The sequence below is a fragment of the Shewanella acanthi genome, assembly GCF_019457475.1.
In the GTDB taxonomy this organism is placed as follows: Bacteria; Pseudomonadota; Gammaproteobacteria; order Enterobacterales; family Shewanellaceae; genus Shewanella; species Shewanella acanthi.
Map to the genome: position 1 here is coordinate 2,449,369 of NZ_CP080413.1, position 25,993 is coordinate 2,475,361.

Here is a 25,993-nt window from a genome sequence, read left to right on the forward strand (position 1 = left end):
TCCACCCTTAGAGACTGCTTTCTCTCTTGCCCCTTCAACCAAGGGGCATTTTTTTGCTTATCGGTTTTGCTTATATGCTAAGCTGGCACTCCTTTAGATCCAAATGTCCCAGCAAAACAGTAAACCTAAGCATGTCAGTTACCCTACGAGACTATCAACAGCAGGCCGTTGACGCCGCAATCAGCCATTTTAAAAAGACGACAGCCACCGCCGTGTTAGTGTTACCAACGGGTGCCGGAAAAAGCATTGTGATAGCCGAGCTTGCGCGCATCGCCAAAGGCCGCGTACTGGTGCTGACCCACGTAAAAGAACTAGTCGCGCAAAATGCACAAAAGGTGGGTCTGTTAACAGCAGAGGCCAGCATTTATTCGGCGGGGCTTAATCAAAAAACGACTGAGGGTAAAACCGTGGTCGCCAGTATTCAATCTGCGGCGCGCGCGCTCTCCCAATTCGATGAGCCCTTCTCACTGGTGATTATCGATGAATGCCACCGCGTGAGCCTTGAGAAAACCAGCCAGTATCAACAAGTGCTAACTCACCTACAACAAAAAAATCCGCAGTTGAGGCTATTAGGGTTAACCGCTACCCCCTATCGCTTAGGCTTAGGTTGGATTTACAAACAACATTACCACGGCAGGGTCGGTTCGCCTGAACTTGGGATTTTCGAGCACTGTATCTTCGAATTACCGATTCGTCCTTTAATTAAAAAAGGCTACTTAACGCCCCCCACGCTGTTCGATGGCTTAAGTGCCCAGTACGACTTCAGTCAAATCAAACCCAATGAAAATGGCGAGTATCCTGAGGCAAAGGTCAATGATTTGCTCAATCATGCAGGTCGCGCCACGACGGCGATTATTAAGCAGTTAATTGAGCTAAGCCGGCATCGCAAGGGCATCATTATTTTTGCAGCAACGGTGAGACATGCCCAGGAGATATTTGCCCAGCTTGAGAGAGACAGCCCAGAGCAAACGGCGCTTATCACCGCTCAGACCCCAGATGATGAGCGTGATAACCTGATTGAAGCCTTTAAGAGGCAAGAGATTAAGTTTCTGGTTAACGTGGCGGTGCTCACCACAGGCTTTGATGCGCCCCATGTGGATTTGATTGCAATATTAAGACCCACGGCATCGGTCAGCCTTTTTCAACAGATGATCGGTCGAGGACTGCGTATTTGCGAAGGTAAAACCGACTGCCTTATCATCGATTACGCCGCCAACGGTTACGATTTGTATTTCCCCGAGGTCGGCCAAGTAAAACCTAACAGCAAATCAGTTCCCGTGCAGGTACACTGCCCTGTGTGCCAATTTGCCAATATTTTTTGGGGCTTGACCGATGATGATGGCGATATCATTGAACACTTTGGCCGCCGCTGTCAGGGATTAGTCGAACATAATGGAACTAAACAGCAGTGCGATTTTCGATTTCGTTCTAAATCCTGCCCCGATTGCGGTGAAGAAAATGATATTGCTGCTCGCATCTGCCAGCATTGTCAGTCGACACTGATTGACCCCGATAAACGCCTAAAACAAGTACTGAATAAGCAGCACCACCATCTGTTTCGCTGCCAGCATATGGCCTTGATTGATGATGGGGGCAATCTCAAAGTGCGGTATTTAGATATCGATGGCAATGAATTTTGCAGACGCTTTTCACTGCAAACACCCGCCCAGTGGCGCGCCCTATATGCGCTATTTATCCATCCCCATAGCCGTACACCGGGGTTAAAAGTCAAAAAATATCGAAACGTAGCAGAGCTTATTGCAGACCGTGGTGCTTTTCGCATGCCAGATCTGTTGCTATTGAAAAAGCAGAAAAAAGGCTGGGATTTGGTAGAAAGCTATTTCGATTACCAAGGACGCTATCAAATTGAAAATAAATTCAGCTGACATTATCAATTCGCCAAGGCGTATGGTATAAAACGGCGAGAGTAATCCAAAGGAGCAATTATGTACGTTGTTATTTTTGGCCGTCCTGGCTGTCCTTATTGCGTGCGCGCAGTGCAATTATCTGAGCAACTCGTTGAAAAACGTGATGACTTTAAATTCAGATACGTTGATATCCACGCTGAAGGCATTTCAAAAGCCGATTTAGAAAAGACTGTGGGTAAGCCTGTTGAAACGGTTCCGCAGATTTTCGTTGATGAGAAGCACGTAGGTGGTTGCACCGACTTCGAACAATATGTTCGTGAGAACAACCTGTTAGCATAAAGCTGGCGTGAAATAAAAAGGAGACCTTAGGTCTCCTTTTTAGTTTTGAATGTCACATTAGAGCACGTATTTCGCCGAGAACATAATACGACTTAACTCGCCATCGTCACCATTCTCTTTGGTGTTTTGGGCATACATGTATTCAACCCCGAAGGTTAACGGCTTGCTCGGTGAATACAAGAGGTTGATATAACCCGATGTGGCGTCCTTATTCACTCCAGATCCGGTTAAGCCCACATCGTTGTCAGCTTCCATCGCCGAGAAAGTAATGCTGGAGCGCCACTGTTCATTCCACCAATGGCGGTAGGAAACAAAGCCGCCAAAGGTGCTGATAGTTTCAATATCGCCATCGGCATCAAGCACACCCGCATTGATGTAATTAAGGGCCATATAACGCCCTAAACCATCACCATAGGTCACGGTAAAGCGTAAATCATCCTTACCCAATGGAATAATACCCGCCGCGCTTAAACCGTAACCAAAGGTAGAGCTGTCAACCTCAGTTGTCCCCACCTTAGTTTCAAGATTAAGTTGTCGCACTATCCCCGCAAAGGAATAGGATGCGCCACCCTCGGTCTTTAGGTTATAGCGGGCAACAAAATCGGGCATGACACCGTTACCACTGGTGATGCGTCCACCAGTTTGGTAAGGAGAGACTGTTGTCTCTGGGTTTTCGACAGCAAACTGGAAATTCCCCGTGGTGTAACGTAACTGAGCCTGGCGCACGAAGGGCGTACCATCGGCCGCCCCCACAAAATCGAGGTTTTCAGGTAAGGCGGCCGGATTTTGGAAGGTGGTCCACGTTTGGCCAACGGTCCAATTATCGTAAGACACATAGGCATGGCGAATGCGGGGAGAATAGCTGTTAGATACCCGTTCGTTACCATCGGTATGGGTCATAAAATCCAGCTCAATAAAACTCGATAATTTATGACCCTCAAGATCGGTGGTAGTTTTGAAATTAAAGCGGGTTTCACGGGCTTGGAAATCGACAACCTGCTTACCATTTCCCTCTTTGCCATAAATCGTGCCTGGCACATAAAACTGGCGCGATAGATCCCCAGAATCTGGCGCGCCGTTACTGTAATCGCTGAACATAATGTCAGCTTTGATATATCCGCCAAAGTCCACATCGGTATCTTTCAAAGATGCCGCATTGGCTGCGCCTGCAAACACCAACCCCATCGCACTGCATAACAAGCTAAGTTTTGCCTTTTTCATTCTTTTTATCTCCCCTTGTTATATTTACAAGGGTCAATATGGACAATTTAACAAGTGTGAAACATTAGCAATAAGTCTATGAGACAAAAGTAGAAAGTAAATTGACCGGTATTGTGTACGACCTAACGAAGTTATTTCAAATGTATTTATGTGAGATAAAACAGAAGGGGCATATCAGAAGCATTATCTAACGAAATGAAGTAAAGCAATGCAGAGAATAACAAAAAAAGAAAGTTATAGCTGACTTAAAAGCTAACTTGGAATTGTATAACAAGGAGAGTGGTGGGTCGTGAAGGATTCGAACCTTCGACCAATTGGTTAAAAGCCAACTGCTCTACCGACTGAGCTAACGACCCATTTAAGGATTCTGATTTTACACTTCAGATAAGTGGTGGGTCGTGAAGGATTCGAACCTTCGACCAATTGGTTAAAAGCCAACTGCTCTACCGACTGAGCTAACGACCCATCTTAGGATTCTGATTTTACACTTCAGATAAGTGGTGGGTCGTGAAGGATTCGAACCTTCGACCAATTGGTTAAAAGCCAACTGCTCTACCGACTGAGCTAACGACCCATCTTAAGATTCTGATTTTACACTTCAGATAAGTGGTGGGTCGTGAAGGATTAAAACCATTCGACTGATTGGTTAAAAGCCAACTGCCCTTGCTTTATACATAAGCGACTGAGCTAACGACCCATCTCAAGATTCTGATTTTACACTTCAGATAAGTGGTGGGTCGTGAAGGATTCGAACCTTCGACCAATTGGTTAAAAGCCAACTGCTCTACCGACTGAGCTAACGACCCATCTAAGGATTCTGATTTTACACTTCAGAAAGTGGTGGGTCGTGAAGGATTCGAACCTTCGACCAATTGGTTAAAAGCCAACTGCTCTACCGACTGAGCTAACGACCCATCTAAGGATTCTGATTTTACACTTCAGATAAGTGGTGGGTCGTGAAGGATTCGAACCTTCGACCAATTGGTTAAAAGCCAACTGCTCTACCGACTGAGCTAACGACCCAACGATTTACTTATCACAACAAACCAACTAACTTATTCTATTCACTAGAGTAAGTGGTGGGTCGTGAAGGATTCGAACCTTCGACCAATTGGTTAAAAGCCAACTGCTCTACCGACTGAGCTAACGACCCATTTACTGGTATTTTGCGCCCCGAACGACCTCGCCGTTCCGAGGGCGCCTATAATACCGTTTTCATTTTCTCATGCAAGCGCAAATTCCCAATTTTTTGTCGTTTGCATGAAAAACAGACTAAGAGTATGTTTTTTAGTTAATTACGCTTTAATTGCAGCCAATTGTTGCTGGGCAATTCGCGCCGCAGCGCTGTTTGCGTAATCATTCACAACCTGCTGATAAAATTGAATCGCAGTGGCTTTATCACCTTTTTTCTCGGCGATCATGCCAAGCTTCACTAAACTATCACCGCGTTTATTAGAATCACTAAAACGGGTTACTACAGTATTGAAAGCCTGCTTAGCCTCGTCAAACTCACTCTTATTAAATAACAGCTGACCTAACCAATAGTTAGCATTCGCTGCATAGACTGAATCTGGGTATTGTTTAATAAAAGAACGAAATGCAGGAATAGCCTCATCGTATTTACGTTCTTTGAGCACCAGATTCACAGCACCTTCATAACTTGCCGTTTCGCTTAAGCTACTGGCTGCTGCATTGGCCGTTGCGGTCGCAGCCGCAGGTGTTGTTGGAGTGGATGCTGCAGGAGCTGACGCAGCTTTAGAGGATAAATTAGCAATTTCATCGTAAAGCTGACGCTGACGTTGCTGCATCTGCTCTATTTGATAATTTTGTTGTTCGGTTAAACCACGTAAGTCGAGTACTTCTTGCTGCAATGTATCGAGACGACGCTGCATGTCAATTTCGCTTTGTTGTCTTGATTTTACAATGCGCTCTAAACGAGCAAGTCTGTCATCACCAGAACCAGAACCACCACCAGCAAGATCTTCAACAGGTGCAGGTGCTGCAAATGCAGCACCTGCGCCGAAGAACATTGCCGTCATTAATACGGCACGTTTCATCTATAACTCTCCGTTATTCAATCTTAGTAAACTAAAACTGCACGACGGTTTTTAGCAAAACCATCATCGGTACGAGTGAAATCGAGAGGCTTCTCTTCACCGTAGCTGACGATGCTCATTTGACTTGGTTGTACGCCCATACCTTGCAGGTATTTCGCTACAGCCTTAGCACGACGCTCGCCTAGAGCGATGTTGTACTCTGGCGTGCCGCGCTCGTCAGCGTGACCTTCAATTAATACGCGTACGCTTGGGTGCTCTACTAAGTAGGTACCGTGAGCTTCAAGAACGGCTGCGTATTCAGTTTGAACGTCGCTGCGGTCGAAATCGAAGTAAATGATGTGTTCTTTACGTAATTGGTCGAGTTGTTGACGTTGTTGCTCTTCTAATGAAGACATGCCGCCCACACCACCAGTTTGAACGCCACCATTATACTCGCTACCTGAGCCGCTGGTAGAGCCCATTGCATCAGTTTCTGATTCTGAAGTTGAGCTACAGGCACTGATAGCCATAACTGGAATTGCGACCAACATAGCTTTTAACAACTTGTTCAGATCCATTACATGTTCCTTTTTAAAATTAAATGTTAATAATTCAAACTAATACATTAGAGAAACGGAGACCAAGAAGGTGATTTCACCTCACCTTGACCTACCGGTAATCTCGCTTTGAAGCGTCCGTCCGTAGAAACAGCTGCCAATACTTGCTTGCCTTGGTACGTAGTGCCATAGATCACCATAGTACCGTTAGGCGCAACACTTGGAGATTCGTCCAAGCGTGTCGATGTCAGCACCTGCATAAAGCGCGTACTTAAATCCATACGTGCAATATTGAATTTACCGTTTGTGCGATTCACAAAAATCATGCTGCGACCATCAGGGGTAATAGACCCCCCTAAATTCCATTCACCTTCAAAGGTTTCACGGGTCACTTTGCCTGAATTTAAATCTACACGATATAACTGTGGTCTACCACCGCGTTCGGAGGTAAATAACAGTGACTTACCATCAGGATACCAAGATGGTTCAGTATCGATGGAGTAATGATTGGTAATACGTTTTGCTGCCTTTGTGGCGATATCGATGACGTAAATCTCAGGTTGACCGTCCTTCGACAGCGTCACCGCTAAAGAGCGGCCATCGGGAGAGAACGTCGGCGCACCATTAATGCCTGGGAAGCTACTGACCTTAGTACGCACTTGGGTGTAGAGATCCTGTACGAAGATCTCAGCCTTCTTGTTCTCAAAGCTAACATAAGCTAAACGGCGACCGTCGGGTGACCAAGATGGTGACATCAGCGGCTCTGGCGAGCGCAGTAACATTTGCTCGTTATAACCGTCGTAATCGGCAATCATTAGCGAATAAGCCGCTTTTTGCGTATGGTTAACTACGACATAGGAAATACGGGTTAAGAATGCGCCACGAGTACCGGTCAGTTTCTCATAAACGATATCGCTAATTCGGTGGCCATATTGGCGAAACTGGGCTGCAGAAATAACAGTCTGGCGGCTATCCATCAAATACTCAGTCGCGCTTGTACCGCCCTTAAGGCCTTGGTTCTGCGCTTTGACTAAGTCAATCAGATCGAAACTCACCAGATATTGGTCTGCTCCATAGGGCTTAACCGAACCAACAACTAATGCTTCTGCACCCACATTACCCCAAGAGCCAACTTGGAATTGGGCGAGAGAACCAATACCGCGTTGCGGCAGAGCTAACTCATCCAGGGGTTTAAAAGTACCGCTACGGGTTAAATCCGACATCACCACATCGGCAATCGCCTGCGGTGGTGCACCAGCACCCTGCCAAACGAATGGCATAATCGCGATGGGACGCGCCGCGTCCACACCCTCGGTAATGACAATATCCAGCGCTGCTTTTGCTGGCATAGTGCACAGCATCACTGCCAGTGCGAACCATTTTGCCAAAGTTTTCATGGGACTCCTTTAATTAAACTCAGGTGTAACGATTAAGTTAACTTCTTTCATCAAGTTATAAACGGCTGGGTCCGGTGAGACAGGCAACTTACCCGCTTTTTGAATCGCGGCCTTAGTTGCACGGCACACATTAGAATCGCCGCCCTGGGTTTGCGCACTGATCACAAAGCCATCGTTAGCTAAACGCACAGACACAGTACAAGTTTTACCTCGCATCGATTCATCAACTACTAAGTTACGTTGAATAGTCGACTTAATCATGGCGGTATATTTACCCACTTCGCTCTGCATCTGCTTATTCATCGTTTGTGATAAAGCAGCTTGCTCAGCCGCTAATGCATCGGCCATTTCCTGTTCTTGCTGAGCGCGCGCTTTGGCTTCTGCATCCGCTTTTGCTTTAGCCTCTGCTTTGGCCTTCGCTTCTGCATCGGCTTTTGCCTTAGCCTCTGCTTTGGCTTTTGCCTCGGCTTCTGCCTTCGCTTTGGCCTTGGCTTCAGCATCAGCCTTAGCTTTTGCTTCTTCCTTCAGCTTGCGGTCGGCTTCCGCTTTTGCTGCAGCGGCTTCTTCAACCTTGCGCTTTTCAGCGGCTTTTTGAGCGGCTTCTTCAGCGACTTTGCGTTCCAGTTCTTTTTGCTTACGGTCGGCTTCGGCCTTTTGCGCCTTTTCCTTTTCCTGTTGCTGCTTCACTTGGGCTGCTTTCGCCGCTTCATTAGCCTTTTGCGTTTCAATTTCCTGCTGCTTACGTTCTTCGGCTAACTTTTTAAGTTGTGCCTGTTCACGCTCACGTGCTTGTTTTGCTTCCTGCGCTTTACGCTCAAGCTCCGCTTGACGATCACGCTCGCGGCGCTCCTCATCACGCTTTTGCTGCTTTAGCTTTTCAACCTGATTGGCCACTTTTTGTGAATCAATCATCACGGCTTGTACCGCAGGGGCGCTAACTTGTTGCACAGGTTCAGGTTTATGGGTGAAATCTACGCCAATGGCCAACAGTATAATCACCCCAATATGAATACCTGCTGAAACTGACAGAGGTAATGCAACATTTGAATTATCCGCCACCTATTTCTCCTTTGGTGAATCCGTCATCAAACCAACAGAAGGCACGCCAGCACCCTGCAGTGTTACCATTAGCTGAATCACTTTATCGTAAGGAATATTTCGGTCGGCCTTTACCACAACTGGACGCTCAGGCTCTGTGACCATCAATGCCGCGACTGCCGTTGCAAGCTCTTCTAATTCCATTTCTTCATTATTAGAGCCGCCTAAATTTAAAAAGTAAGTGCCATCACCGTCGATAGAAGCCACAACCGGTGGTTTGCTATCGGTCGGTAACTTTTCAGCCGCCCCCTGTGGCAATTCCACCTTGACCCCTTGCGTCACGATAGGCGCCGTTACCATGAAAATGATTAACAGCACCAGCATGACGTCGATATAAGGCACTACGTTGATTTCGGCAACGGGACGACGACGTTTACGCTGATAACCAACTTGCATTATGCGCCTTCCTTCTCACTGTACGCTTGGCGATGCAGGATACTTGAGAATTCTTCCATAAAGTTTGCGTAGGCCATTTCCAGTTTTTCGACTTGGGTAGCAAAACGGTTGTAGGCAATAACAGCTGGAATAGCCGCAAATAGACCCATTGCCGTTGCAATCAAGGCTTCGGCAATACCTGGAGCAACCATTGATAAGGTTGCGTTTTCCATTGAGCCAATCGCGATAAATGAATTCATAATACCCCATACCGTACCAAACAAACCGATATAAGGGCTAGTCGAACCGATAGTTGCCAGTAGTGGTAAATTGGCTTCTAACTTCTCTAATTCACGGGATAAGGTCACACGCATTGCACGGCCAGTACCATCCATTACGGCATCTGGCACTTTGCTGTTTAATTTATTTAAACGAGAGTATTCTTTAAAACCGGTCACAAACAGGGATTCTAAACCCGTATTATCTGGACGCGCAGATAACTCTTTATACAGGCGATTCAAATCCACACCCGACCAAAATTTATCTTCAAATTTTGCCGATTTACTTTTAGCAGATGCCAATAAGCTACGGCGTTGTAAAATGACCGTCCATGACATAATTGACAAGCACAGCAGCGTGAACATCACACATTTCACGAGGAAACTGGCTTGCAAAAATAACCCAACAATCGACATATCAGCTTGCACTGTCAAACTCCTGCACAATATTTAACGGAATAGCTCGGGGACGCATACGTGATAGGGATACACAGGCTACAAGCACAGTGCCTTCACAATAACAGTCACCTTGATGATCAACCAAACGTTGATGGAATACCAACGAGGCCTTTTTCAACTCGATAACCCTCGTTTCTACAATGAGGTTTTGTTCAAAACGCGCGGCTTTTTTAAAATCCAATTCCGCCCGCTTAACCACAAACGCCGTATCATCGGCTAACAATGCAGTCTGACTTACCCCTAGGGCTTTTAACCACTCGGTTCGTGCTCGCTCAAAAAAATTGAGGTAGTTCGAATGATAGACAACGCCGCCTGCGTCGGTGTCTTCGTAATAGACTGAAATGGGCCAATTAAACGTCATTTGAAATCAGCAAATTTTGGTTGAAAAATTGACGCTTACTATACCTAGTGATTCAAGACTTGTGAATGACCCAACAAAGATATAGATAGGAATAACGCGGGTTTGCGGTTAATTTCGGTAGTTGTAAATCAGAATTTTGTCCCGCATGCCATTTTAATTAACAAACTTCACGCTTATTACTGTAATTTGGCCATTCTGCCCATTGCCATCCTATAACAAAATTGCTCACATTAGCCCCTTTATCGAGCTCGAGCGCAAAATTGAGGCTTAATGGCTTACTCCATGCCCCAGTTTACACAGCAGCTTCACCTTAATGACAAATACTTATCAATTTAAGACCACAGTCTAGATTGTTAGACATGCACGGCTAATGAAGTTGGGAGAATTGCATGCGGTTAAGTGAAAAAATATCCTTTCCAACTCCCTGCTTTAAATAAGCTTTTCTATGGCAGCGTTCAAATTTAATAAAGTAATAACAAACCCTAATATCATGAAGTGCATTTTTATTCACTTATTTTGGGTATACAATTACATTTAGGACGTTATAATGACTTTTGTGATTTAGCTCACCCTATCCATCATTAGTTTTGCTAATGTATATGGGCAATTTTTCTCGTTTGTTACATTTCGATGCAAGCCCTACAATGTGCTTGTTTTCAGGAGATATCCGAATCGGATATGGAAACAAAGAACTTTTAAACTGGTGTTCTCTGAACGGCAGTTTCATTTTTGGTTCTTATGCTTGACTTCCTTCCTTCAATTTGTTGATTGCAAATGCATTTTATTGCGGCCCACTTAGTTTTAAGTGGGCTTTTTTTACTCTAAATTCAACCACCTTACTTAACAATCATCAATAACAGTTCAAGGCTTAATGCTAATTAGAACAACAGTCTGAAAATGAAAAAATGCCAAGTCATTGACTTGGCATTGATTCAGCGAACCTGCAGTATCACGGTAGCATATTTCTCACAACGACTCAGATTCCTACATTGGCTTAGTCAAACGGATCACCACTCGGCGGTTTAAGGCACGATCCTCAGGATCGTCATTAGATGCCACATGACGACGTTCACCATGACCTGCGGTTAAAATTCTGTCCTGCGGAATACCGCTAGCAAGGAAGAAATCCTTAACTGAATTTGCCCTTTCTTCAGACACTTTTTGGTTAACTGAGCGGCCACCATGGCTATCGGTATAGGCATCCACCAGCACTAACTCCACGTCAGAATCGTAGGAGAGATATTCCTTTACTTTATCTAACTGCTGTTTAGAAAAACGCGTTAGTTCAGTACCACCTTCTTCATAGTTAAGCACGGTAAAGGCGATATCATCAAAGCTATAGGGCAATAAGTGGGATAGACAAGCTTTAAACTCGGCGTATTTACGATTAAAGTTAGCGGCAGATAAACCCACAGCTATCTTATCGGCTTGGTTATACCAATCGGCGTAATAAAAAGTCGGCTGCATACCACGGCTCAATTCGTTCAGCATTGACCAAGCCGCGCGCTTTGGCACTTCACCATTGAAATACTTTTGGTAACTTAAGGAGGTAATTTCTTTAGAGGTCACCCCTGGACGCCACTTTGGCGCCAGACTCATTAACTTAGCTTGGGTCACCTGATCGGGCTTCACCCACATATCTAAGGTGAAATTGAGATTAAGTTTTTTACCTGCTTCGCTAGTGAAAATGGCCTTACCATAGGATGGGATGTCATGTTCAAGGCGGCAAACTACTGGGGTATTTTGGCTCACGCGCCATTGGGATTCGCCCATAGTGGCCACATAGTGGCGCAGTTCTGCAATAGCCGTTGCTGGAACGCACAAAATTGATACTAATATCAGTTTTCGCCACATAGCCCTTTCTCGATAGAATTCATTACTAGGATTTATCGGCAAAGAAATTAGTTTCTTTAGCTCATAAAACCAGCAATCAAACATGACAGATCCTAGTTCATTTAGCATAATAGCGACCTGCTATTTTACTGGGATCCATTCATGAGCGATATCTGCAACGCAAACAAATTGAAACACCGATTTCGAGGCTACTTCCCAGTAGTGATTGATGTCGAAACCGCGGGCTTCAACGCGAAAACCGATGCGTTACTGGAAATCGCTGTGACATTATTAAAAATGGACGATGAGGGCATGTTAGGGATAGATAAAACCCTGCACTTCCATATTGAGCCCTTTGAAGGCGCCAATCTTGAGCCCGAGGCATTAGCCTTTAATGGCATTGACCCGACCAATCCTCTGCGCGGCGCAGTCAGTGAGAAAGAAGCTTTTTTAGAAATTTTTAAGGCGGTGAAAAAAGCCCAAAAGGCGTCCGATTGCCATCGTAGTATTATCGTGGCCCACAATGCCGCCTTCGATCATGGCTTTGTGAGTAAGGCGATTGAACGTAACGATTTAAAGCGTTCACCTTTCCACCCTTTTGCCACTTTCGACACTGCATCTCTTGCAGGCCTTGCCATTGGTCACACTGTACTGGCAAAAGCATGCATTATGGCGGGCATTCCCTTCGATAACAAAGAAGCACATTCAGCCCTTTACGATACCGAACGCACCGCTGAACTCTTTTGCTACATAGTTAACCGCTGGAAATCCCTAGGTGGTTGGCCATTATTAGCCGATGATGAAGCAGACGCAACTGATACGGATGCTACGTTAAACAATGCCGAAGAGTAAATATTAAGCGGCTGTAATTAGAGCAATAAAAAAGCTGCCTTAAGGCAGCTTTTTTTTGTACACCAGATAATTAAAAAATTACAGAGAGCCTGCGTTCTCAGATAGGTAGGCAGCAACACCTTCAGTGCTTGCATTCATACCTTTGTCACCTTTTTCCCAACCCGCTGGACAAACATCGCCATGCTCTTCGTGGAATTGCAGTGCGTCGATCATACGCAGCATTTCGTCAACGTTACGGCCTAATGGCAGATCGTTAACGACTTGGTGACGTACCATACCATTTTTGTCGATGAGGAATGAACCACGGAAAGCCACGCCCGCTTCTGGGTGCTCAACATCGTATGCTTTACAAATGTCGTGCTTAACGTCAGCAACCAAGGTGTATTTCACTTGGCCGATACCGCCCTTTTCGATTGGGGTGTTACGCCATGCGTTGTGAGTGAATTGAGAATCGATAGAAACACCGATCACTTCAACACCACGCTTGGTGAACTCTTCCATACGGTGATCGAAAGCGATCAACTCAGATGGGCAAACGAAAGTGAAGTCAAGTGGATAGAAAAATACTACCGCTGGCTTGCCTTTGATAGCCGCAGTCAGGTTAAAACTATCAACGATTTCGCCTGAACCTAAAACAGCTGCAGCAGTAAAATCAGGAGCCGGACGGCCTACTAATACGCTCATTTAATATCTCCATCTATGAGTTGAACTATCTATTTTAGAGTAAACATTAGCACTGAATATGTAATGCAACCACATAGCAATCAATCCTATGCGCATGCTTACCAATCAAATCTTTAGGCATTATAAGTCGTGCACTCTGCCTGACAACCTATTTAAGAGCATTATCACAATTTTCAAGGCAAATTAACCACCACTGCTCAACGATACAGCAAACTGCCTATCCTATAAGCATGTCAACACATTAACGTAACACTAAAAAATCCTCATTTTCACATTTTCAGATATTTTTAAGATATCCCATTTGTAAACTGGACAGATTAGGCTTTTGCAGTCAAAAATAGCCCTTTTGGATGACATAATTAAGAATTTCGCCTATGAATGCAGTCGTAATCGCTGTTTGTTTGATGTTAGCCCTGAGTTTAGCTCGGGTGAACGTGGTCATAGCCCTTACCGTGAGTGCCCTCGTTGCCGGTTTGGTTGGCGGTATGGAATTACATCAAACTATCGATGCCTTTAACACAGGTCTAGGTGGTGGAGCCCAAATCGCCCTGAGTTATGCCCTGCTCGGCGCATTTGCTGTCGCCCTTTCCCATTCAGGTTTAACCACACTACTGTCTAACGCTATCATTAAAGGCTTAGGTCAAGATCCAAACGCGACCAATACCAAATGGGTACGTTGGTTACTGCTGCTGGCACTGCTGGCGATGTCTATGGCATCACAAAATATTCTGCCCATTCATATCGCTTTTATCCCCATTTTAGTGCCTCCGCTGCTGCATGTGATGACCAGACTCAATATCGATCGTCGTTTGGTTGCCTGCGTCCTTACCTTCGGCCTTGTCACCACCTATATGATATTGCCCATTGGATTTGGTGGCATTTTCTTAAACGATATTCTGTTATCGAACCTAACCAGTAACGGCTTAGAAGCAGTACGTGAACAAATTCCACCTTCAATGCTTATTCCTGCCGCCGGCATGCTGCTTGGGCTCATAACGGCTGTCTTTTTTAGTTACCGTAAGCCCCGCGCCTACGATGAACAAAAGGTTCTACTCGCTGAGCCCGAGGAAGCACTAAACAAACGCAATATGATAATCGCCGCGATTGCCATAGTGGCAACCCTATTTGTACAACTCGAAACCGACTCAATGATCTTCGGTGCCCTCGTTGGTTTTATGATTTTCAGTTTTTCCGGTGCACTCAAGCACGTCGCCGATCAAGATATTTTCAATCAAGGCGTGCGGATGATGGCCAATATTGGCTTTATTATGATATCCGCGGCGGGTTTTGCCGCTGTGGTCAAAGAAACCGGTGAGGTTAGCACGCTAGTATCGTCATTAAGTGCCATTATTGGTGACAATAAGGCGTTGGCGGCATTTTTGATGTTATTAGTCGGACTGCTCATTACCATGGGGATTGGTTCATCATTTTCGACTATCCCAATTATCGCCACGATTTATGTGCCGCTAGCGTTAAGCTTTGGTTTTTCAGTGCCAGCCACGATTGCTTTGGTGGGCACAGCGGCCGCGCTCGGTGATGCGGGCTCGCCAGCATCGGATTCGACCTTAGGCCCAACATCGGGGCTTAATGCCGACGGCCAGCACGATCATATCCGCGATAGCGTTATTCCAACCTTTATTCACTACAATATTCCACTATTAGTATTCGGCTGGATTGCCGCAATGGTGCTCTAAATCGAATAGTCTCTTTTGAGCTTACGTGTACAAATAATAAAGGGAGCCCAGGCTCCCTTTATTATTTGCTAGCATTGATTGGCTTATTTAGTACCGAAAATTTTATCGCCGGCATCACCTAAACCAGGCAGGATGTATCCTTTCTCGTTTAAGCACTTATCGATAGAAGCGGTGTAAAGCTCGACATCGGGGTGAGCCGCTTCTAGCGCTTTTAAACCTTCTGGCGCAGCAACAAGGACGAGCGCTTTAATAGAAGTACAACCGCGTTTTTTCAACAGGTCGATGGTTGCGATCATAGAGCCACCGGTTGCCAGCATTGGGTCAACAATCAGCGCGATACGCTCGTTCATGTCGCTGGCAAGCTTTTCAAAATAAGGCACTGGCTCTAATGTTTCTTCATCGCGGTAGATACCCACAACAGAGATACGCGCACTTGGAATATGCTCTAACACGCCGTCCATCATCCCCAAACCCGCACGCAGGATAGGCACAACGGTCACTTTTTTACCTTTGATTTGGTCGACTTCAACTGGACCATTCCAGCCTTCAATCGTCACAGTTTCAGTTTCGAAATCTGCGGTCGCTTCATAGGTTAATAAGCTGCCCACTTCTGCGGCGAGCTCACGGAAACGTTTAGTGCTGATGTCGCCTTCGCGCATTAAACCAATTTTATGGCGCACTAACGGGTGTTTAACCTCAACAACTTTCATTTTTCTCTCCTACTGTTCGCGTTATTTCTCAGGCAAATTTTTCAGAGTTTAGATGATTTGTTTACTGGGTAAAATATATAGTTTTGCTAATCGAGCTAATCGTGAGCAATATCCCAAGATTTGGCCTCGATCGCTTAAGATACGGTCGCTAAGGTATCAATAAATGAGCAATCGACATACGGAGCAAGACCGATATGGCGAAGGTTACGCCAAAAATAATCTCGCATTCAGGATTAATCCAAATCATGACTTTCGACCACTAGCACAAACTGATAGAATACGGCCGCATAAAAATCCAATAACGATGTACCCGAGAGGATCCTCCGTGAGCACTCCTACCCCACTGAGCTACAAAGATGCCGGCGTTGATATCGATGCTGGTAATGCACTGGTAAGTAACATCAAAGCGGCTGTTAAACGTACCCGTCGTCCAGAGGTAATGGGCAACCTAGGTGGTTTTGGCGCACTGTGTGAATTACCCACTAAGTACAAGCAACCTGTATTAGTGTCTGGCACCGACGGTGTTGGTACTAAACTGCGTTTAGCTATCGATTACAAAAAACATGACACAGTCGGTATCGACTTAGTGGCAATGTGTGTGAACGACCTGATCGTTCAAGGCGCTGAGCCGCTGTTTTTCCTCGATTACTACGCAACTGGTAAACTGGATGTTGAAACTGCGACCTCTGTCGTTAACGGTATCGGCGAAGGTTGTTTCCAATCAGGCTGTGCATTAATCGGTGGTGAAACCGCTGAAATGCCAGGCATGTACGAAGGTGAAGACTACGACCTCGCAGGATTCTGCGTGGGTGTGGTTGAAAAGGCCGACATCATTGATGGTAGCAAAGTGGCTGCTGGCGATGCGCTAATCGCGCTAGCCTCAAGTGGTCCACACTCAAATGGCTATTCTTTAGTACGTAAAGTATTAGAAGTGAGCCAAGCGGATCCTCAACAGGACCTCAATGGCAAGCCATTGATTGAACACCTGTTAGAACCTACTAAAATTTATGTTAAATCATTGCTTAAGCTTATCGAAGCATCTGACGTTCATGCAATGGCCCATATCACTGGCGGCGGTTTCTGGGAAAACATCCCTCGTGTGCTGCCTGAACACTGCAAAGCAGTTATTCAAGGTGATTCATGGCAGTGGCCTGCGGTGTTCAACTGGCTGATGGAAAACGGCAACATTGCCGAGTACGAAATGTACCGCACCTTCAACTGTGGTGTTGGTATGATCGTAGCGCTTCCAGCCGACAAAGTTGACGCTGCCCTTGAACTATTGGCCGCTGAAGGCGAGAACGCATGGTTAATCGGTGCTATCGCTGAGCGCCAAGGCGATGAAGAGCAAGTGGAGATCCTGTAATGCCTCATAGCTGTCGTGTAGTAGTATTAATTTCTGGCAATGGCGGTAATCTTCAAGCGATTATCGATGGTTGTGACGATAACTTGCAGGCCGATGTGGTCGGTGTAATTAGTAATAATCCCGATGCCTATGGCCTTGTTCGTGCCCACCACAGTGAAGTTGATACCAGCTGCGTGATAGCGCACCAAGGCGAATCCCGCGCTGACTATGATGCACGCTTAACGGCGACGATTGAAAAATACCAACCTGATTTAATTGTATTGGCTGGATTTATGCGTATTCTGACCGACGAGTTCGTGAACCGTTATCTAGGTCGCATGATCAATATTCATCCGTCGCTACTGCCAAAGTTCCCTGGGCTAAAAACCCACCAGCGCGCCATTGACGCGAAGGAAACGGAACACGGCGCCAGTGTGCACTTTGTGACGCCAGAGCTGGATGCAGGCCCTGTGATTTTGCAGGCTAAAGTCCCTGTTTATGAAGAAGATACCGCAGAGATTCTGGCTGCTCGCGTCCACGAACAAGAGCATGCCATTTACCCATTAGTGGTGAAATGGTTCAGCCATCAGCGCCTAAAGATGCAAGATGGCAACGCCTATCTCGACGGTAACTTAATCGGACCGAGCGGCTACGCTCCCGATTAAGCTTCCAAACCAAAACTGTACTCACGTCATTGTTAGCATGCAGAATAAAAAAGAGACCCTAGGGTCTCTTTTTTTATGCCTATTCATTTAAATGGATTGTTTTCTCAGGTAAGTTGGCATTAGATAACCTAAAGGCTTTTTCAAGTTCGGCATTCACAGGACATTAAAATGAGGCGCTCGAGATCATAGCAAGCGCCTTAGCATTAAATCGATACGGGACTTTTCGATGAAAAATATTATTTGTGATATCGACGGCGTACTACTGCACGACAATAAATTAATTCCTGGCAGCGACAAGTTTATCGAGCGCATTTTAAAGCAAGGTAACCCCTTGGTTATCTTAACCAATTACCCCGTACAAACGGCAAAGGATTTGCAAAACCGCTTAAGTGCTGCCGGTATTGATATCCCTGAGGAATGCTTTTACACCTCGGCCATGGCGACCGCTGACTTTTTAAAACATCAACAAGGTAGCAAAGCATTCGTTATAGGCGAAGGGGCCCTCACCCATGAGCTATATAAAGCCGGTTTTACTATTACCGATATTAACCCCGACTTTGTGATTGTGGGCGAAACCCGCTCCTACAACTGGGACATGATCCATAAGGCCGCGGGCTTTGTGGCCAATGGCGCCCGCTTTATTGCCACAAACCCCGACACCCATGGCCCAGCTTACAGTCCAGCCTGCGGCGCACTCTGCTCGCCCATTGAACGCATTACGGGTAAAAAGCCCTTTTATGTCGGAAAACCCAGCTCTTGGATTGTGCGCTCGGCGCTAAATCATATCGATGGCCATTCTGAAAATACCGTGATTATTGGTGACAATATGCGCACTGATATTTTGGCTGGCTTTCAAGCGGGGCTTGAAACCATTTTAGTGACCAGTGGCGTCAGTAAAGTTGAAGATATCGATAAAGAGCCCTTCCGCCCGAATCACGTATTCGCCTGCGCTGGCGATATTGACGTGGTCTAATTTATTGCGATGTGAACGGCTTGGGTATAAATGCCCAAGTCATGTCATGCAGTGATGCTTCTTTTGACAAAAACCTCACCAAGATAACTTGAGTAACACTGTCCAAGCCATAAAAGCCAAGCAACATTAAGTAACACATTTACGAATCGACTTAGCTTGTGCCCCCTCGCAGCTTGCTTCATCATTAGGCCCGCATACGCCTTAAAGTACCGTCTAAATTCATCATATTTAGACTAAAAATCAGCACAAACAATAACAGTAGGATTAACCTATGCGACGTTTAACGCCCCTGTGCGCGCTTGCCCTTCTTAGTGCCTGTAGCCCAAATTCGGCCGAGACTGAAATCCAAGCCGCAACAGAACTCAAACCCGTTCAAATCAACGAGACTCGTTTTAGAAACGATATAAAAGCCCTGTCTTCAGACGAATTTGAGGGCCGTGCGCCAACCACCCACGGTGAAAAGCTCACACTGGAATATCTCTCTAAAGCGTTTGCCGACATGGGACTAAAAGGTGCCTTCCAAGGCAGCTTTTTACAGCCAGTACCTATGGTGACCTACACAGCCGACGAAAACCAACAAATCACCCTTGCGGATCTCCCCTTCCAATACCGTAAGGACATCGTAGTATCGAGCCGTCATGACAACGGTGGCGTCGATATCCAAAACGCGCCGCTCGTGTTCGTTGGCTACGGTATCAACGCCCCAGAATACGGCTGGAACGATTACCAAGACTTGGATATGAAAGGTAAAATCGCCGTTATCCTCGTGAATGACCCGGGCTTTGCTCGCCCTGATTCGGGCAAGTTCAATGGCAAAGCCATGACTTACTACGGTCGTTGGAGCTACAAGTTTGAAGAAGCCAGCCGCCAAGGTGCGCTGGGCGCTCTGATCATCCACGATACTGAGCCTGCGGCTTACCCTTGGTCAGTCGTGGAAAACAGCTGGACAGGGCCGCAGCAAGACTTAGTGCTCAGCAAAGCCGAGCAAGACAGCCGAGTACAGGTTGAAGGTTGGCTGACCCTCGATACTGCGATGAAATTTTTCGATAAGGCCGGCTTACAATTGCCGAATCTCATGGCACGCGCCGCCGACAGCCCGATTAACTTACCGCTTCAGCAAACGGCCAATATCGCGTTTAAAAATAAAGCCGAGTACGCCAATAGCTACAACGTAGTCGCCACCCTTCCTGGCAATCAGCAAGCGGATGAACACATCCTGTTTACCGGCCATTGGGATCATATTGGCATGGATGACACCAAAGAAGGCGATAAAATCTATAACGGCGCCATGGATAACGCCTCTGGTATTGCTGGTATTTTAGAAATCGCCAGACAACTGTCCGACAATGCCAAACAGGGCCATGGCCTTGCGCGCTCAGTGACCTTTATCGCCACTACGGGTGAAGAACAAGGGTTATTAGGGTCACGCCATTATGCCGCCAACCCTATTTATCCTATTGATAAAACCGTTGCAGTGTTAAACCTTGATAGCACCAATATCTTCGGTAAAACCAAGGATTTTACTATCGTCGGCAAGGGTAAGTCTGAGTTAGAGCGCTACCTTGAGGATGCGGTTAAAGGTCAAAATCGTGTGGCCACTGCAGAAAAAAATCCGGCAAACGGTGGCTTTTTCCGCTCAGACCACTTCAGCTTTGCTAAGTTAGGTGTCCCTGCGGTATTTGCGGGTGGCGGTAGCGAGCCCGTGGATGAAGCGACTGCCAACTACAAAACCCAAATGCAGGCGACCATGAAGGGCTGCTATCACAATGTGTGCGACGAGTACCACGAAGAATGGGACTTAAGTGGCGCCATTCAAGATTTGGAAGTTTACTATCAAGTCACACGTACTCTTGGTAACAGCCAAGATTGGCCGGGTTACTATGCAGGCACTGAGTTCAATAGCCTTCGCCCCGCGAAAACGGAACTAGCAGGCGCAACTAAATAACTCAGTTATTTTGACAAGTTCCCCTCTGAAAGGCACAGCGAGTTCTGTGCCTTTTGTTTTTTAATGCTTTAACTGACGCTTTCAATAATGGTTTAAACGATATTTTCATTCATATTAAATTCGGTTAGATTAAAAAACGAACTAAATCAGTGGGTAGTATCTGTAAATTTGATTAGGTTTTTAATCCAAAATTGCGAATTGTCACTTAGTTCACATCCATTGTGAATTCACCAAAGTCCTTCAACACAGCACTCCTCCAATTGTTATTAATTTAAAAACAAACAGGATTTATTGAATATAATTAATTTAAAGCATGACATAACAACGATCAAAATCATTAATTTGATACAGTTTTAGATAAAAACGCAAAAATAACATTTGGCAAATCGAAAAATCACTGGCACATTGATACTCAATTGAGTTACCTCAAATCTAATACTGTGGTCAGGAGTTGCGTTATGTGTTCTATTTTTTCGATTCTCGATATTCAATCCGATGCGAAGGAACTGCGCCAAGTCGCACTGGAAATGTCAAAATTACTGCGTCATCGCGGCCCAGATTGGTCAGGCATTTACGCCAGCGATAAAGCTATTCTTGCCCATGAACGTTTGGCGATTGTCGATATTGAACATGGCGCCCAGCCACTGTTAACTGAAGATGGCAGCCTTATCTTAGCCGTTAACGGTGAAATCTATAACCACAAAGAACTTAAAGCCCAACTGGGTGATAAATACAGCTACCAAACCAATTCCGACTGCGAAGTGATTCTGGCGCTGTATCAAGAATATGGCACTGAATTTTTAGATAAATTAAACGGCATTTTTGCCTTCGTACTCTACGATAAAGCTAAAGATGCCTACCTCATCGGCCGCGATCATATGGGCATCATTCCACTCTACACAGGGCGTGATGCGGCGGGTAACTTTTACGTGGCATCGGAAATGAAAGCCCTGATGCCGGTGTGTAAAACCGTGGCAGAATTTCAACCCGGCCAATACCTCTACTCGAAGGATGTAGAGCCCGTTAAGTATTACACCCGTGATTGGCAATCCTATGATGCGGTTAAAGATAACGGCGCGAGCCAAGAAGAGCTACGTGACGCACTCGAAGCGGCCGTAAAACGCCAACTGATGTCAGATGTGCCCTATGGTGTGCTGCTGTCAGGCGGTTTAGACTCCTCGGTGATTTCGGCCATTACCCAAACCTTTGCTAAACGCCGTATTGAAGATGACGATCAAAGCGGCGCTTGGTGGCCACAGCTGCACTCTTTTGCCGTGGGCTTAAAAGGCGCACCAGACTTAGTCGCGGCAAAAAAAGTAGCCGATGCTATCGGTACGATTCACCATGAAATTAACTTTACCTTCCAAGAAGGCTTAGATGCGATTAAAGAAGTGATTTATCACCTCGAAACCTATGATGTCACGACTATCCGCGCCGCGACGCCAATGTACTTAATGGCGCGTAAAATCAAGGCGATGGGCATTAAGATGGTGTTATCGGGCGAAGGCGCTGATGAGCTCTTTGGCGGCTACTTATACTTCCACAAGGCGCCAAACGCCCAGGCCTTCCACGAAGAGTTAGTCCGTAAGCTGGATAAACTGCACCTGTTCGACTGCCTGCGCGCCAACAAAGCCATGGCGGCTTGGGGACTCGAAGCCCGTGTGCCCTTCCTCGATAAAGAGTTTATGGATGTGGCAATGCGTATTAACCCAGAAGCCAAAATGTCTAAGGATGGCCGCATTGAGAAACACATAGTGCGCCAAGCCTTTGAACATAAATTGCCAAAAGAAGTCGCATGGCGTCAGAAGGAGCAATTTAGTGACGGTGTAGGTTATTCATGGATTGATGGCTTGAAGGAACATGCGGCGGCGCAAGTGGATGATTTACAATTGGCAAACGCCAAATTCCGCTTCCCATACAACACCCCTGAAACCAAGGAAGCTTATTTCTATCGCTGCTTCTTTGAGGAACATTTCCCACTGCCAAGTGCAGCAGAAACGGTTCCAGGGGGTAAGTCAGTAGCCTGCTCTACCCCAGAGGCACTGGCGTGGGATGAAAGCCTTCGCGGCATTATCGACCCTTCGGGCCGTGCCGTTCGCTCTGTGCATGCGGCAAGTTACTAATCCCAAACCACTTATCACAAGTGACTAATAAATACTTTTCAATAGCTAGATTTTAAACACACAAAAGCCACCCTTGGGTGGCTTTAGATTTTCTTAAGTTTGCAAATCAAAATGACGGATTAAACTCCCCTTAACCGCCGACGTCAACCTCCATCCAACTACACCGCCTGTGATAACAGACTATGCGCTAAATGACTGCTCGCCAAAAATTGTCTGCCCGCCTTAAGCCCCTGCTGATAATCAAATCTTAAGTTTGCATCGCTGCTCCCGAGCAGCTTACTTTGCAGCGTGTCATTTGCAAACACTTGTACTATATCCACATCCGCAGGGGGATTGGCCATAAAATCAAGTTCCGCCTGATAGGCCCTTTCATGCTGCACTAAATAATCAATCGTCCTTGGACAAAAGGATGAGCCGCAGATCCACGCTTTGAGTTTATGAACCCAGACCGATTGCAGCGCAAAACCATCATTTACGGTGCGGATAACCACAATCTTACGGGCGCCGCGACGGTATGCCTCCATCACAGGTAATGGTGCGGCCAAACCGCCATCGAGATAAACCTGCTCCATCGCCTCTTTAACGCCGATATCATTGCTGTTAGCAGCTTCGCGCTCAAACCAAGTGGTTAATTTCACGCCCTGCTTGTATAAGAAAGGTAAGGCGCTGGAGGCTTTTAACAACTCACGCCAATGCTGCCGCCCCTGCGGGCTAAAGAAGTATGCCTTACGATCACTGGCATTAGTCGTTGAGATAAACAGCTCCCGCTGTCCTAAGGATTGACTTGCTGCGGCTAAATCCAATTTAAAGCTGCCGCGACTAGTCTGCTCAAAATACCAATCTAAATCAACAATATTGGCACCTACTAAACCACGCCCGAGTTGATAAAAACGTTTATGGCGAGTAAGCCCGCGAATGAGTTTTTTAGCATAGCCCTTTTGCCGAGCCAGAAAGCTAGTGAGATTCTGCGAGCCCGCAGAGGTTCCAATGAACATATCGAAGGGATCAAACTGGGCTTCTAACCAGGCATCTAATACTCCCGCGGTGAAAATCCCACGCTGGCCGCCGCCCTCAGCCACTAAGGCCACTTTTGCGGACTTTTCAGCATCAAGAGATGGGGTATTAGAAACAACTAGCGGCATGGCAATAACTGGTTTGTGAATCGTAAATTCAGTCTAGCCACCTAGCTTAAAAGTTAAAAACGAAGAATATCTATCGATTTAAAAGATAAAATCTATTAAAACCCATGTGGATATAATAAAAAACCAGCCCTTATTTGATATAAGCGCTGGTTTTTAATGGTTCACAGTTTGATGAATGCCAATTCAATCCAAATGGATTAGAAAATAGACTCATCGACTGAGGTTAACATCTCACTCGAAAGTTCCAATTGTTTACGCAGGCTACGGCTCTGTACTGCCCAGTAAGCCATGTAGAAATCCGCTGTTTTGAGTTTTGACTGATAAAACGCGTTATCTGACGTGCCCTGCTCAATCGCGTCTAACGCCACAGCCGCCATACGTGCCCACATCCAAGCTAAGGCAGTAACACCAAAGAGCTCAAGATAGGCCATCGACGCCGCACCGATAATATCAGGATTACTACCCGCATTCGTAGCGATATAAGTGCTGGCCTTTTGCAGGTCGGCCGCACATTCCATTAAGGCGCCAACATAGGGCTGCATTTTGGGATTACTGCTTTGCGCTTTAATAAACGCCGTCACTAATTCGGACCAATGCTGCATCGCCGCGCCGCGATCGCTTAATAACTTACGACCCACTAAATCCAGTGCCTGTACACCATTTGTGCCTTCGTATATCAACGAAATACGGCAATCACGCACAAATTGCTCCATGCCCCACTCATGGATATATCCATGGCCACCAAACACTTGCTGCGCATCCACACAGGCATTAAAACCACGGCCCGTGATAAAGCCCTTCACCACTGGAGTGAACAAGGCCGCTAATTGGGAAGCGACTTTGGCTTTCTCGGGAGAGCTGTGACGCTCGGCTTCATCGAGCCACAGCGCTTGCTGACCCACTAAGGCACGGGCTCCTTCATTAAAGGCTTTTTGTGAAAGCAGCATACGGCGCACGTCACCGTGAACCAAAATCGGATCCGCGGCCTTTTCGGGCGCCTTAGCGCCACTCAGCGCGCGGCTTTGTAATCTGTCTTTTGCGTAGGCAAGCGCATTTTGATAGGCGATTTCGGATACACCAAGACCTTGAACACCTACGCCTAAACGAGCTTGGTTCATCATAGTGAACATAGCGCGAAGGCCTTGGTGCGGCTCACCAACGAGCTCGCCTAAGGCGCCATCGAACACCATCACGCAGGTCGAGTTTCCGTGGATCCCCATTTTGTGCTCAAGGCCGCTCGCATACAGGCTATTGGCTTCGCCCAAAGAGCCATCGGCATTCACCCGATATTTAGGCACGGCAAAAAGGGAAATCCCCTTCACACCTTCAGGTGCGTCTGGTAAACGGGCAAGTACTAAGTGAACGATGTTCTCAGCAAGTTCATGGTCACCCGCAGAGATAAAGATTTTCTCACCGCTAATCGCAAAATAACCCTCAGCAGCAGGTACGGCTTTGGTTCGCAAAAGGGCTAAATCGGTACCCGCGTGGGATTCAGTCAGGTTCATGGTGCCTGTCCACTCACCACTTACCAACTTGCTTAAATATTTGTTTTTAAGAGCATCGCTGCCATGGGTATGAATGGCTGAATAGGCGCCATGGGTCAGGCCGGGGTACATGGCAAAAGCCATGTTAGTCGCAGTTTGCATTTCGGTCGCAAAAATACCGACCACTTCGGGCAGACCTTGGCCACCAAAAGCAGGATCGCAGGTCAGTGTCGGCCAACCATTCTCAACAAATTGCTGGTAAGCATCGGCAAACCCTTCGGGGGTTACCACTTTACCATCGACTAATTTACAACCCTGCACATCGCCAACACTGTTTAGAGGTAACATGACCTCAGTCGTAAAGTCTGCCATCCCCTGAAGAATCGCATCAACCAGATCGGGGTCGATTTCATCGAAACCCTGAAGCTCGTTTTGTTGATAAATATGAAGGAGTTCATCGAGGATAAATTGATAATCGCGCAGCGGCGCTTGGTACACAGGCATATTGGCTTCCCTTTTTCTAATCTGCTTCTATCTTAGAGCTCTGACCACTGTAG

22 protein-coding genes and 8 tRNA genes are annotated in these 25,993 nt (G+C 46.3%); 9 read left to right on the forward strand and 21 right to left on the reverse strand.

Going from position 1 to position 25,993, the window contains the following annotated elements; translation table 11 throughout:
- Positions 1-131: 131 nt before the first annotated feature.
- Positions 132-1,886: a DNA repair helicase RadD gene (radD, locus tag K0H61_RS10650; RefSeq protein WP_220049182.1), complete on the forward strand. Its 1,755-nt coding sequence runs from the start codon at positions 132-134 to the stop codon at positions 1,884-1,886.
- Between the two features lie 60 nt (positions 1,887-1,946).
- A complete protein-coding gene (locus K0H61_RS10655) occupies positions 1,947-2,207 on the forward strand; it encodes a GrxA family glutaredoxin (protein WP_220049183.1) in 261 nt (86 codons plus the stop codon).
- A 57-nt stretch (positions 2,208-2,264) separates the two neighbouring features.
- Here the strand turns inward: K0H61_RS10655 and K0H61_RS10660 are convergent, their stop codons facing one another.
- The 17 genes from K0H61_RS10660 to motY form a co-directional block, all read right to left on the reverse strand.
- Positions 2,265-3,428 (reverse strand): DcaP family trimeric outer membrane transporter, encoded by a 1,164-nt coding sequence (locus tag K0H61_RS10660; RefSeq protein ID WP_220049184.1) that lies wholly within the window; start codon positions 3,426-3,428, stop codon positions 2,265-2,267.
- Between the two features lie 280 nt (positions 3,429-3,708).
- Positions 3,709-3,784: transfer RNA gene (locus K0H61_RS10665), tRNA-Lys, on the reverse strand.
- 33 nt (positions 3,785-3,817) lie between these two features.
- Positions 3,818-3,893: transfer RNA gene (locus K0H61_RS10670), tRNA-Lys, on the reverse strand.
- A gap of 33 nt (positions 3,894-3,926) precedes the next feature.
- A tRNA-Lys gene (locus tag K0H61_RS10675) sits at positions 3,927-4,002 on the reverse strand.
- A 33-nt stretch (positions 4,003-4,035) separates the two neighbouring features.
- Positions 4,036-4,125: transfer RNA gene (locus K0H61_RS10680), tRNA-Lys, on the reverse strand.
- Between the two features lie 33 nt (positions 4,126-4,158).
- Positions 4,159-4,234, reverse strand: a tRNA-Lys gene (locus K0H61_RS10685).
- A gap of 32 nt (positions 4,235-4,266) precedes the next feature.
- Positions 4,267-4,342, reverse strand: a tRNA-Lys gene (locus K0H61_RS10690).
- 33 nt (positions 4,343-4,375) lie between these two features.
- A tRNA-Lys gene (locus K0H61_RS10695) sits at positions 4,376-4,451 on the reverse strand.
- Positions 4,452-4,505: 54 nt separating this feature from the next.
- A tRNA-Lys gene (locus tag K0H61_RS10700) sits at positions 4,506-4,581 on the reverse strand.
- Between the two features lie 142 nt (positions 4,582-4,723).
- Positions 4,724-5,485, reverse strand: a complete 762-nt coding sequence (gene ybgF, locus K0H61_RS10705) for a tol-pal system protein YbgF (RefSeq protein ID WP_220049185.1) — start codon at positions 5,483-5,485, stop codon at positions 4,724-4,726.
- A gap of 23 nt (positions 5,486-5,508) precedes the next feature.
- Complete coding sequence (pal, locus tag K0H61_RS10710) at positions 5,509-6,042, reverse strand: peptidoglycan-associated lipoprotein Pal (protein WP_220049186.1); 534 nt, start codon at positions 6,040-6,042, stop codon at positions 5,509-5,511.
- 47 nt (positions 6,043-6,089) lie between these two features.
- The gene (gene tolB, locus K0H61_RS10715; RefSeq protein WP_220049187.1) at positions 6,090-7,418 is read right to left on the reverse strand and encodes a Tol-Pal system beta propeller repeat protein TolB; all 1,329 of its coding nucleotides are present in this window, start codon (positions 7,416-7,418) and stop codon (positions 6,090-6,092) included.
- 9 nt (positions 7,419-7,427) lie between these two features.
- Entirely contained in the window at positions 7,428-8,477 is a 1,050-nt protein-coding gene (gene tolA, locus K0H61_RS10720) for a cell envelope integrity protein TolA (RefSeq protein ID WP_220049188.1), read from the reverse strand.
- The gene (gene tolR / locus K0H61_RS10725) at positions 8,478-8,912 is read right to left on the reverse strand and encodes a protein TolR (protein WP_220049189.1); all 435 of its coding nucleotides are present in this window, start codon (positions 8,910-8,912) and stop codon (positions 8,478-8,480) included.
- Complete coding sequence (tolQ, locus tag K0H61_RS10730) at positions 8,912-9,598, reverse strand: protein TolQ (protein ID WP_220049190.1); 687 nt, start codon at positions 9,596-9,598, stop codon at positions 8,912-8,914. Before tolQ ends, tolR begins: the two co-directional genes overlap by 1 nt.
- The gene (ybgC, locus tag K0H61_RS10735) at positions 9,588-9,989 is read right to left on the reverse strand and encodes a tol-pal system-associated acyl-CoA thioesterase (protein WP_220049191.1); all 402 of its coding nucleotides are present in this window, start codon (positions 9,987-9,989) and stop codon (positions 9,588-9,590) included. The genes tolQ and ybgC overlap by 11 nt, the downstream gene beginning before the upstream one ends.
- Before the next feature lie 984 nt (positions 9,990-10,973).
- Complete coding sequence (gene motY, locus K0H61_RS10740) at positions 10,974-11,843, reverse strand: flagellar protein MotY (RefSeq protein WP_220049192.1); 870 nt, start codon at positions 11,841-11,843, stop codon at positions 10,974-10,976.
- Positions 11,844-11,984: 141 nt separating this feature from the next.
- On the opposite strand from motY, the gene rnt reads away from it, so the two are divergent.
- Positions 11,985-12,674, forward strand: a complete 690-nt coding sequence (gene rnt, locus K0H61_RS10745; RefSeq protein ID WP_220049194.1) for a ribonuclease T — start codon at positions 11,985-11,987, stop codon at positions 12,672-12,674.
- A gap of 78 nt (positions 12,675-12,752) precedes the next feature.
- On the opposite strand, the gene K0H61_RS10750 is transcribed toward rnt, so the two are convergent.
- Entirely contained in the window at positions 12,753-13,358 is a 606-nt protein-coding gene (locus tag K0H61_RS10750; RefSeq protein WP_220049196.1) for a peroxiredoxin C, read from the reverse strand.
- Between the two features lie 374 nt (positions 13,359-13,732).
- Between K0H61_RS10750 and K0H61_RS10755 the strand changes: the two genes are divergently transcribed.
- Positions 13,733-15,052, forward strand: coding sequence for a Na+/H+ antiporter family protein (locus K0H61_RS10755; RefSeq protein ID WP_220049197.1), 1,320 nt, complete (start codon positions 13,733-13,735; stop codon positions 15,050-15,052).
- 83 nt (positions 15,053-15,135) lie between these two features.
- On the opposite strand, the gene upp is transcribed toward K0H61_RS10755, so the two are convergent.
- Positions 15,136-15,762, reverse strand: coding sequence for a uracil phosphoribosyltransferase (gene upp, locus K0H61_RS10760; protein ID WP_220049198.1), 627 nt, complete (start codon positions 15,760-15,762; stop codon positions 15,136-15,138).
- Between the two features lie 325 nt (positions 15,763-16,087).
- On the opposite strand from upp, the gene purM reads away from it, so the two are divergent.
- The 5 genes from purM (at position 16,088) to asnB (ending at position 22,810) form a co-directional block, all read left to right on the forward strand.
- Entirely contained in the window at positions 16,088-17,125 is a 1,038-nt protein-coding gene (purM, locus tag K0H61_RS10765; RefSeq protein WP_220049199.1) for a phosphoribosylformylglycinamidine cyclo-ligase, read from the forward strand.
- On the forward strand, positions 17,125-17,769 hold the full coding sequence (gene purN, locus K0H61_RS10770; RefSeq protein WP_220049200.1) for a phosphoribosylglycinamide formyltransferase: 645 nt from the start codon (positions 17,125-17,127) through the stop codon (positions 17,767-17,769). Before purM ends, purN begins: the two co-directional genes overlap by 1 nt.
- Before the next feature lie 226 nt (positions 17,770-17,995).
- Complete coding sequence (locus K0H61_RS10775) at positions 17,996-18,742, forward strand: HAD-IIA family hydrolase (protein ID WP_220049201.1); 747 nt, start codon at positions 17,996-17,998, stop codon at positions 18,740-18,742.
- A gap of 271 nt (positions 18,743-19,013) precedes the next feature.
- The gene (locus K0H61_RS10780; RefSeq protein ID WP_220049202.1) at positions 19,014-20,687 is read left to right on the forward strand and encodes a M28 family metallopeptidase; all 1,674 of its coding nucleotides are present in this window, start codon (positions 19,014-19,016) and stop codon (positions 20,685-20,687) included.
- Between the two features lie 458 nt (positions 20,688-21,145).
- The gene (asnB, locus tag K0H61_RS10785) at positions 21,146-22,810 is read left to right on the forward strand and encodes an asparagine synthase B (RefSeq protein WP_220049203.1); all 1,665 of its coding nucleotides are present in this window, start codon (positions 21,146-21,148) and stop codon (positions 22,808-22,810) included.
- A gap of 158 nt (positions 22,811-22,968) precedes the next feature.
- On the opposite strand, the gene K0H61_RS10790 is transcribed toward asnB, so the two are convergent.
- Positions 22,969-23,952 carry a patatin-like phospholipase family protein gene (locus K0H61_RS10790; RefSeq protein ID WP_220049204.1) on the reverse strand — a complete coding sequence of 328 codons (984 nt, stop codon included), beginning with the start codon at positions 23,950-23,952 and terminating at the stop codon, positions 22,969-22,971.
- 197 nt (positions 23,953-24,149) lie between these two features.
- Complete coding sequence (locus K0H61_RS10795) at positions 24,150-25,940, reverse strand: acyl-CoA dehydrogenase C-terminal domain-containing protein (RefSeq protein ID WP_220049205.1); 1,791 nt, start codon at positions 25,938-25,940, stop codon at positions 24,150-24,152.
- Between the last annotated feature and the right edge of the window lie 53 nt (positions 25,941-25,993).

Coding starts and splice junctions, on each gene's coding strand:
- radD (WP_220049182.1), top strand. CDS start 132: ATGTCAGTTACCCTACGAGACTATCAACAGCAGGCCGTTGACGCCGCA.
- K0H61_RS10655 (WP_220049183.1), top strand. CDS start 1,947: ATGTACGTTGTTATTTTTGGCCGTCCTGGCTGTCCTTATTGCGTGCGC.
- K0H61_RS10660 (WP_220049184.1), bottom strand. CDS start 3,428: ATGAAAAAGGCAAAACTTAGCTTGTTATGCAGTGCGATGGGGTTGGTG.
- ybgF (WP_220049185.1), bottom strand. CDS start 5,485: ATGAAACGTGCCGTATTAATGACGGCAATGTTCTTCGGCGCAGGTGCT.
- pal (WP_220049186.1), bottom strand. CDS start 6,042: ATGGATCTGAACAAGTTGTTAAAAGCTATGTTGGTCGCAATTCCAGTT.
- tolB (WP_220049187.1), bottom strand. CDS start 7,418: ATGAAAACTTTGGCAAAATGGTTCGCACTGGCAGTGATGCTGTGCACT.
- tolR (WP_220049189.1), bottom strand. CDS start 8,912: ATGCAAGTTGGTTATCAGCGTAAACGTCGTCGTCCCGTTGCCGAAATC.
- ybgC (WP_220049191.1), bottom strand. CDS start 9,989: ATGACGTTTAATTGGCCCATTTCAGTCTATTACGAAGACACCGACGCA.
- motY (WP_220049192.1), bottom strand. CDS start 11,843: ATGTGGCGAAAACTGATATTAGTATCAATTTTGTGCGTTCCAGCAACG.
- rnt (WP_220049194.1), top strand. CDS start 11,985: ATGAGCGATATCTGCAACGCAAACAAATTGAAACACCGATTTCGAGGC.
- K0H61_RS10750 (WP_220049196.1), bottom strand. CDS start 13,358: ATGAGCGTATTAGTAGGCCGTCCGGCTCCTGATTTTACTGCTGCAGCT.
- K0H61_RS10755 (WP_220049197.1), top strand. CDS start 13,733: ATGAATGCAGTCGTAATCGCTGTTTGTTTGATGTTAGCCCTGAGTTTA.
- upp (WP_220049198.1), bottom strand. CDS start 15,762: ATGAAAGTTGTTGAGGTTAAACACCCGTTAGTGCGCCATAAAATTGGT.
- purN (WP_220049200.1), top strand. CDS start 17,125: ATGCCTCATAGCTGTCGTGTAGTAGTATTAATTTCTGGCAATGGCGGT.
- K0H61_RS10775 (WP_220049201.1), top strand. CDS start 17,996: ATGAAAAATATTATTTGTGATATCGACGGCGTACTACTGCACGACAAT.
- K0H61_RS10780 (WP_220049202.1), top strand. CDS start 19,014: ATGCGACGTTTAACGCCCCTGTGCGCGCTTGCCCTTCTTAGTGCCTGT.
- asnB (WP_220049203.1), top strand. CDS start 21,146: ATGTGTTCTATTTTTTCGATTCTCGATATTCAATCCGATGCGAAGGAA.
- K0H61_RS10790 (WP_220049204.1), bottom strand. CDS start 23,952: ATGCCGCTAGTTGTTTCTAATACCCCATCTCTTGATGCTGAAAAGTCC.
- K0H61_RS10795 (WP_220049205.1), bottom strand. CDS start 25,940: ATGCCTGTGTACCAAGCGCCGCTGCGCGATTATCAATTTATCCTCGAT.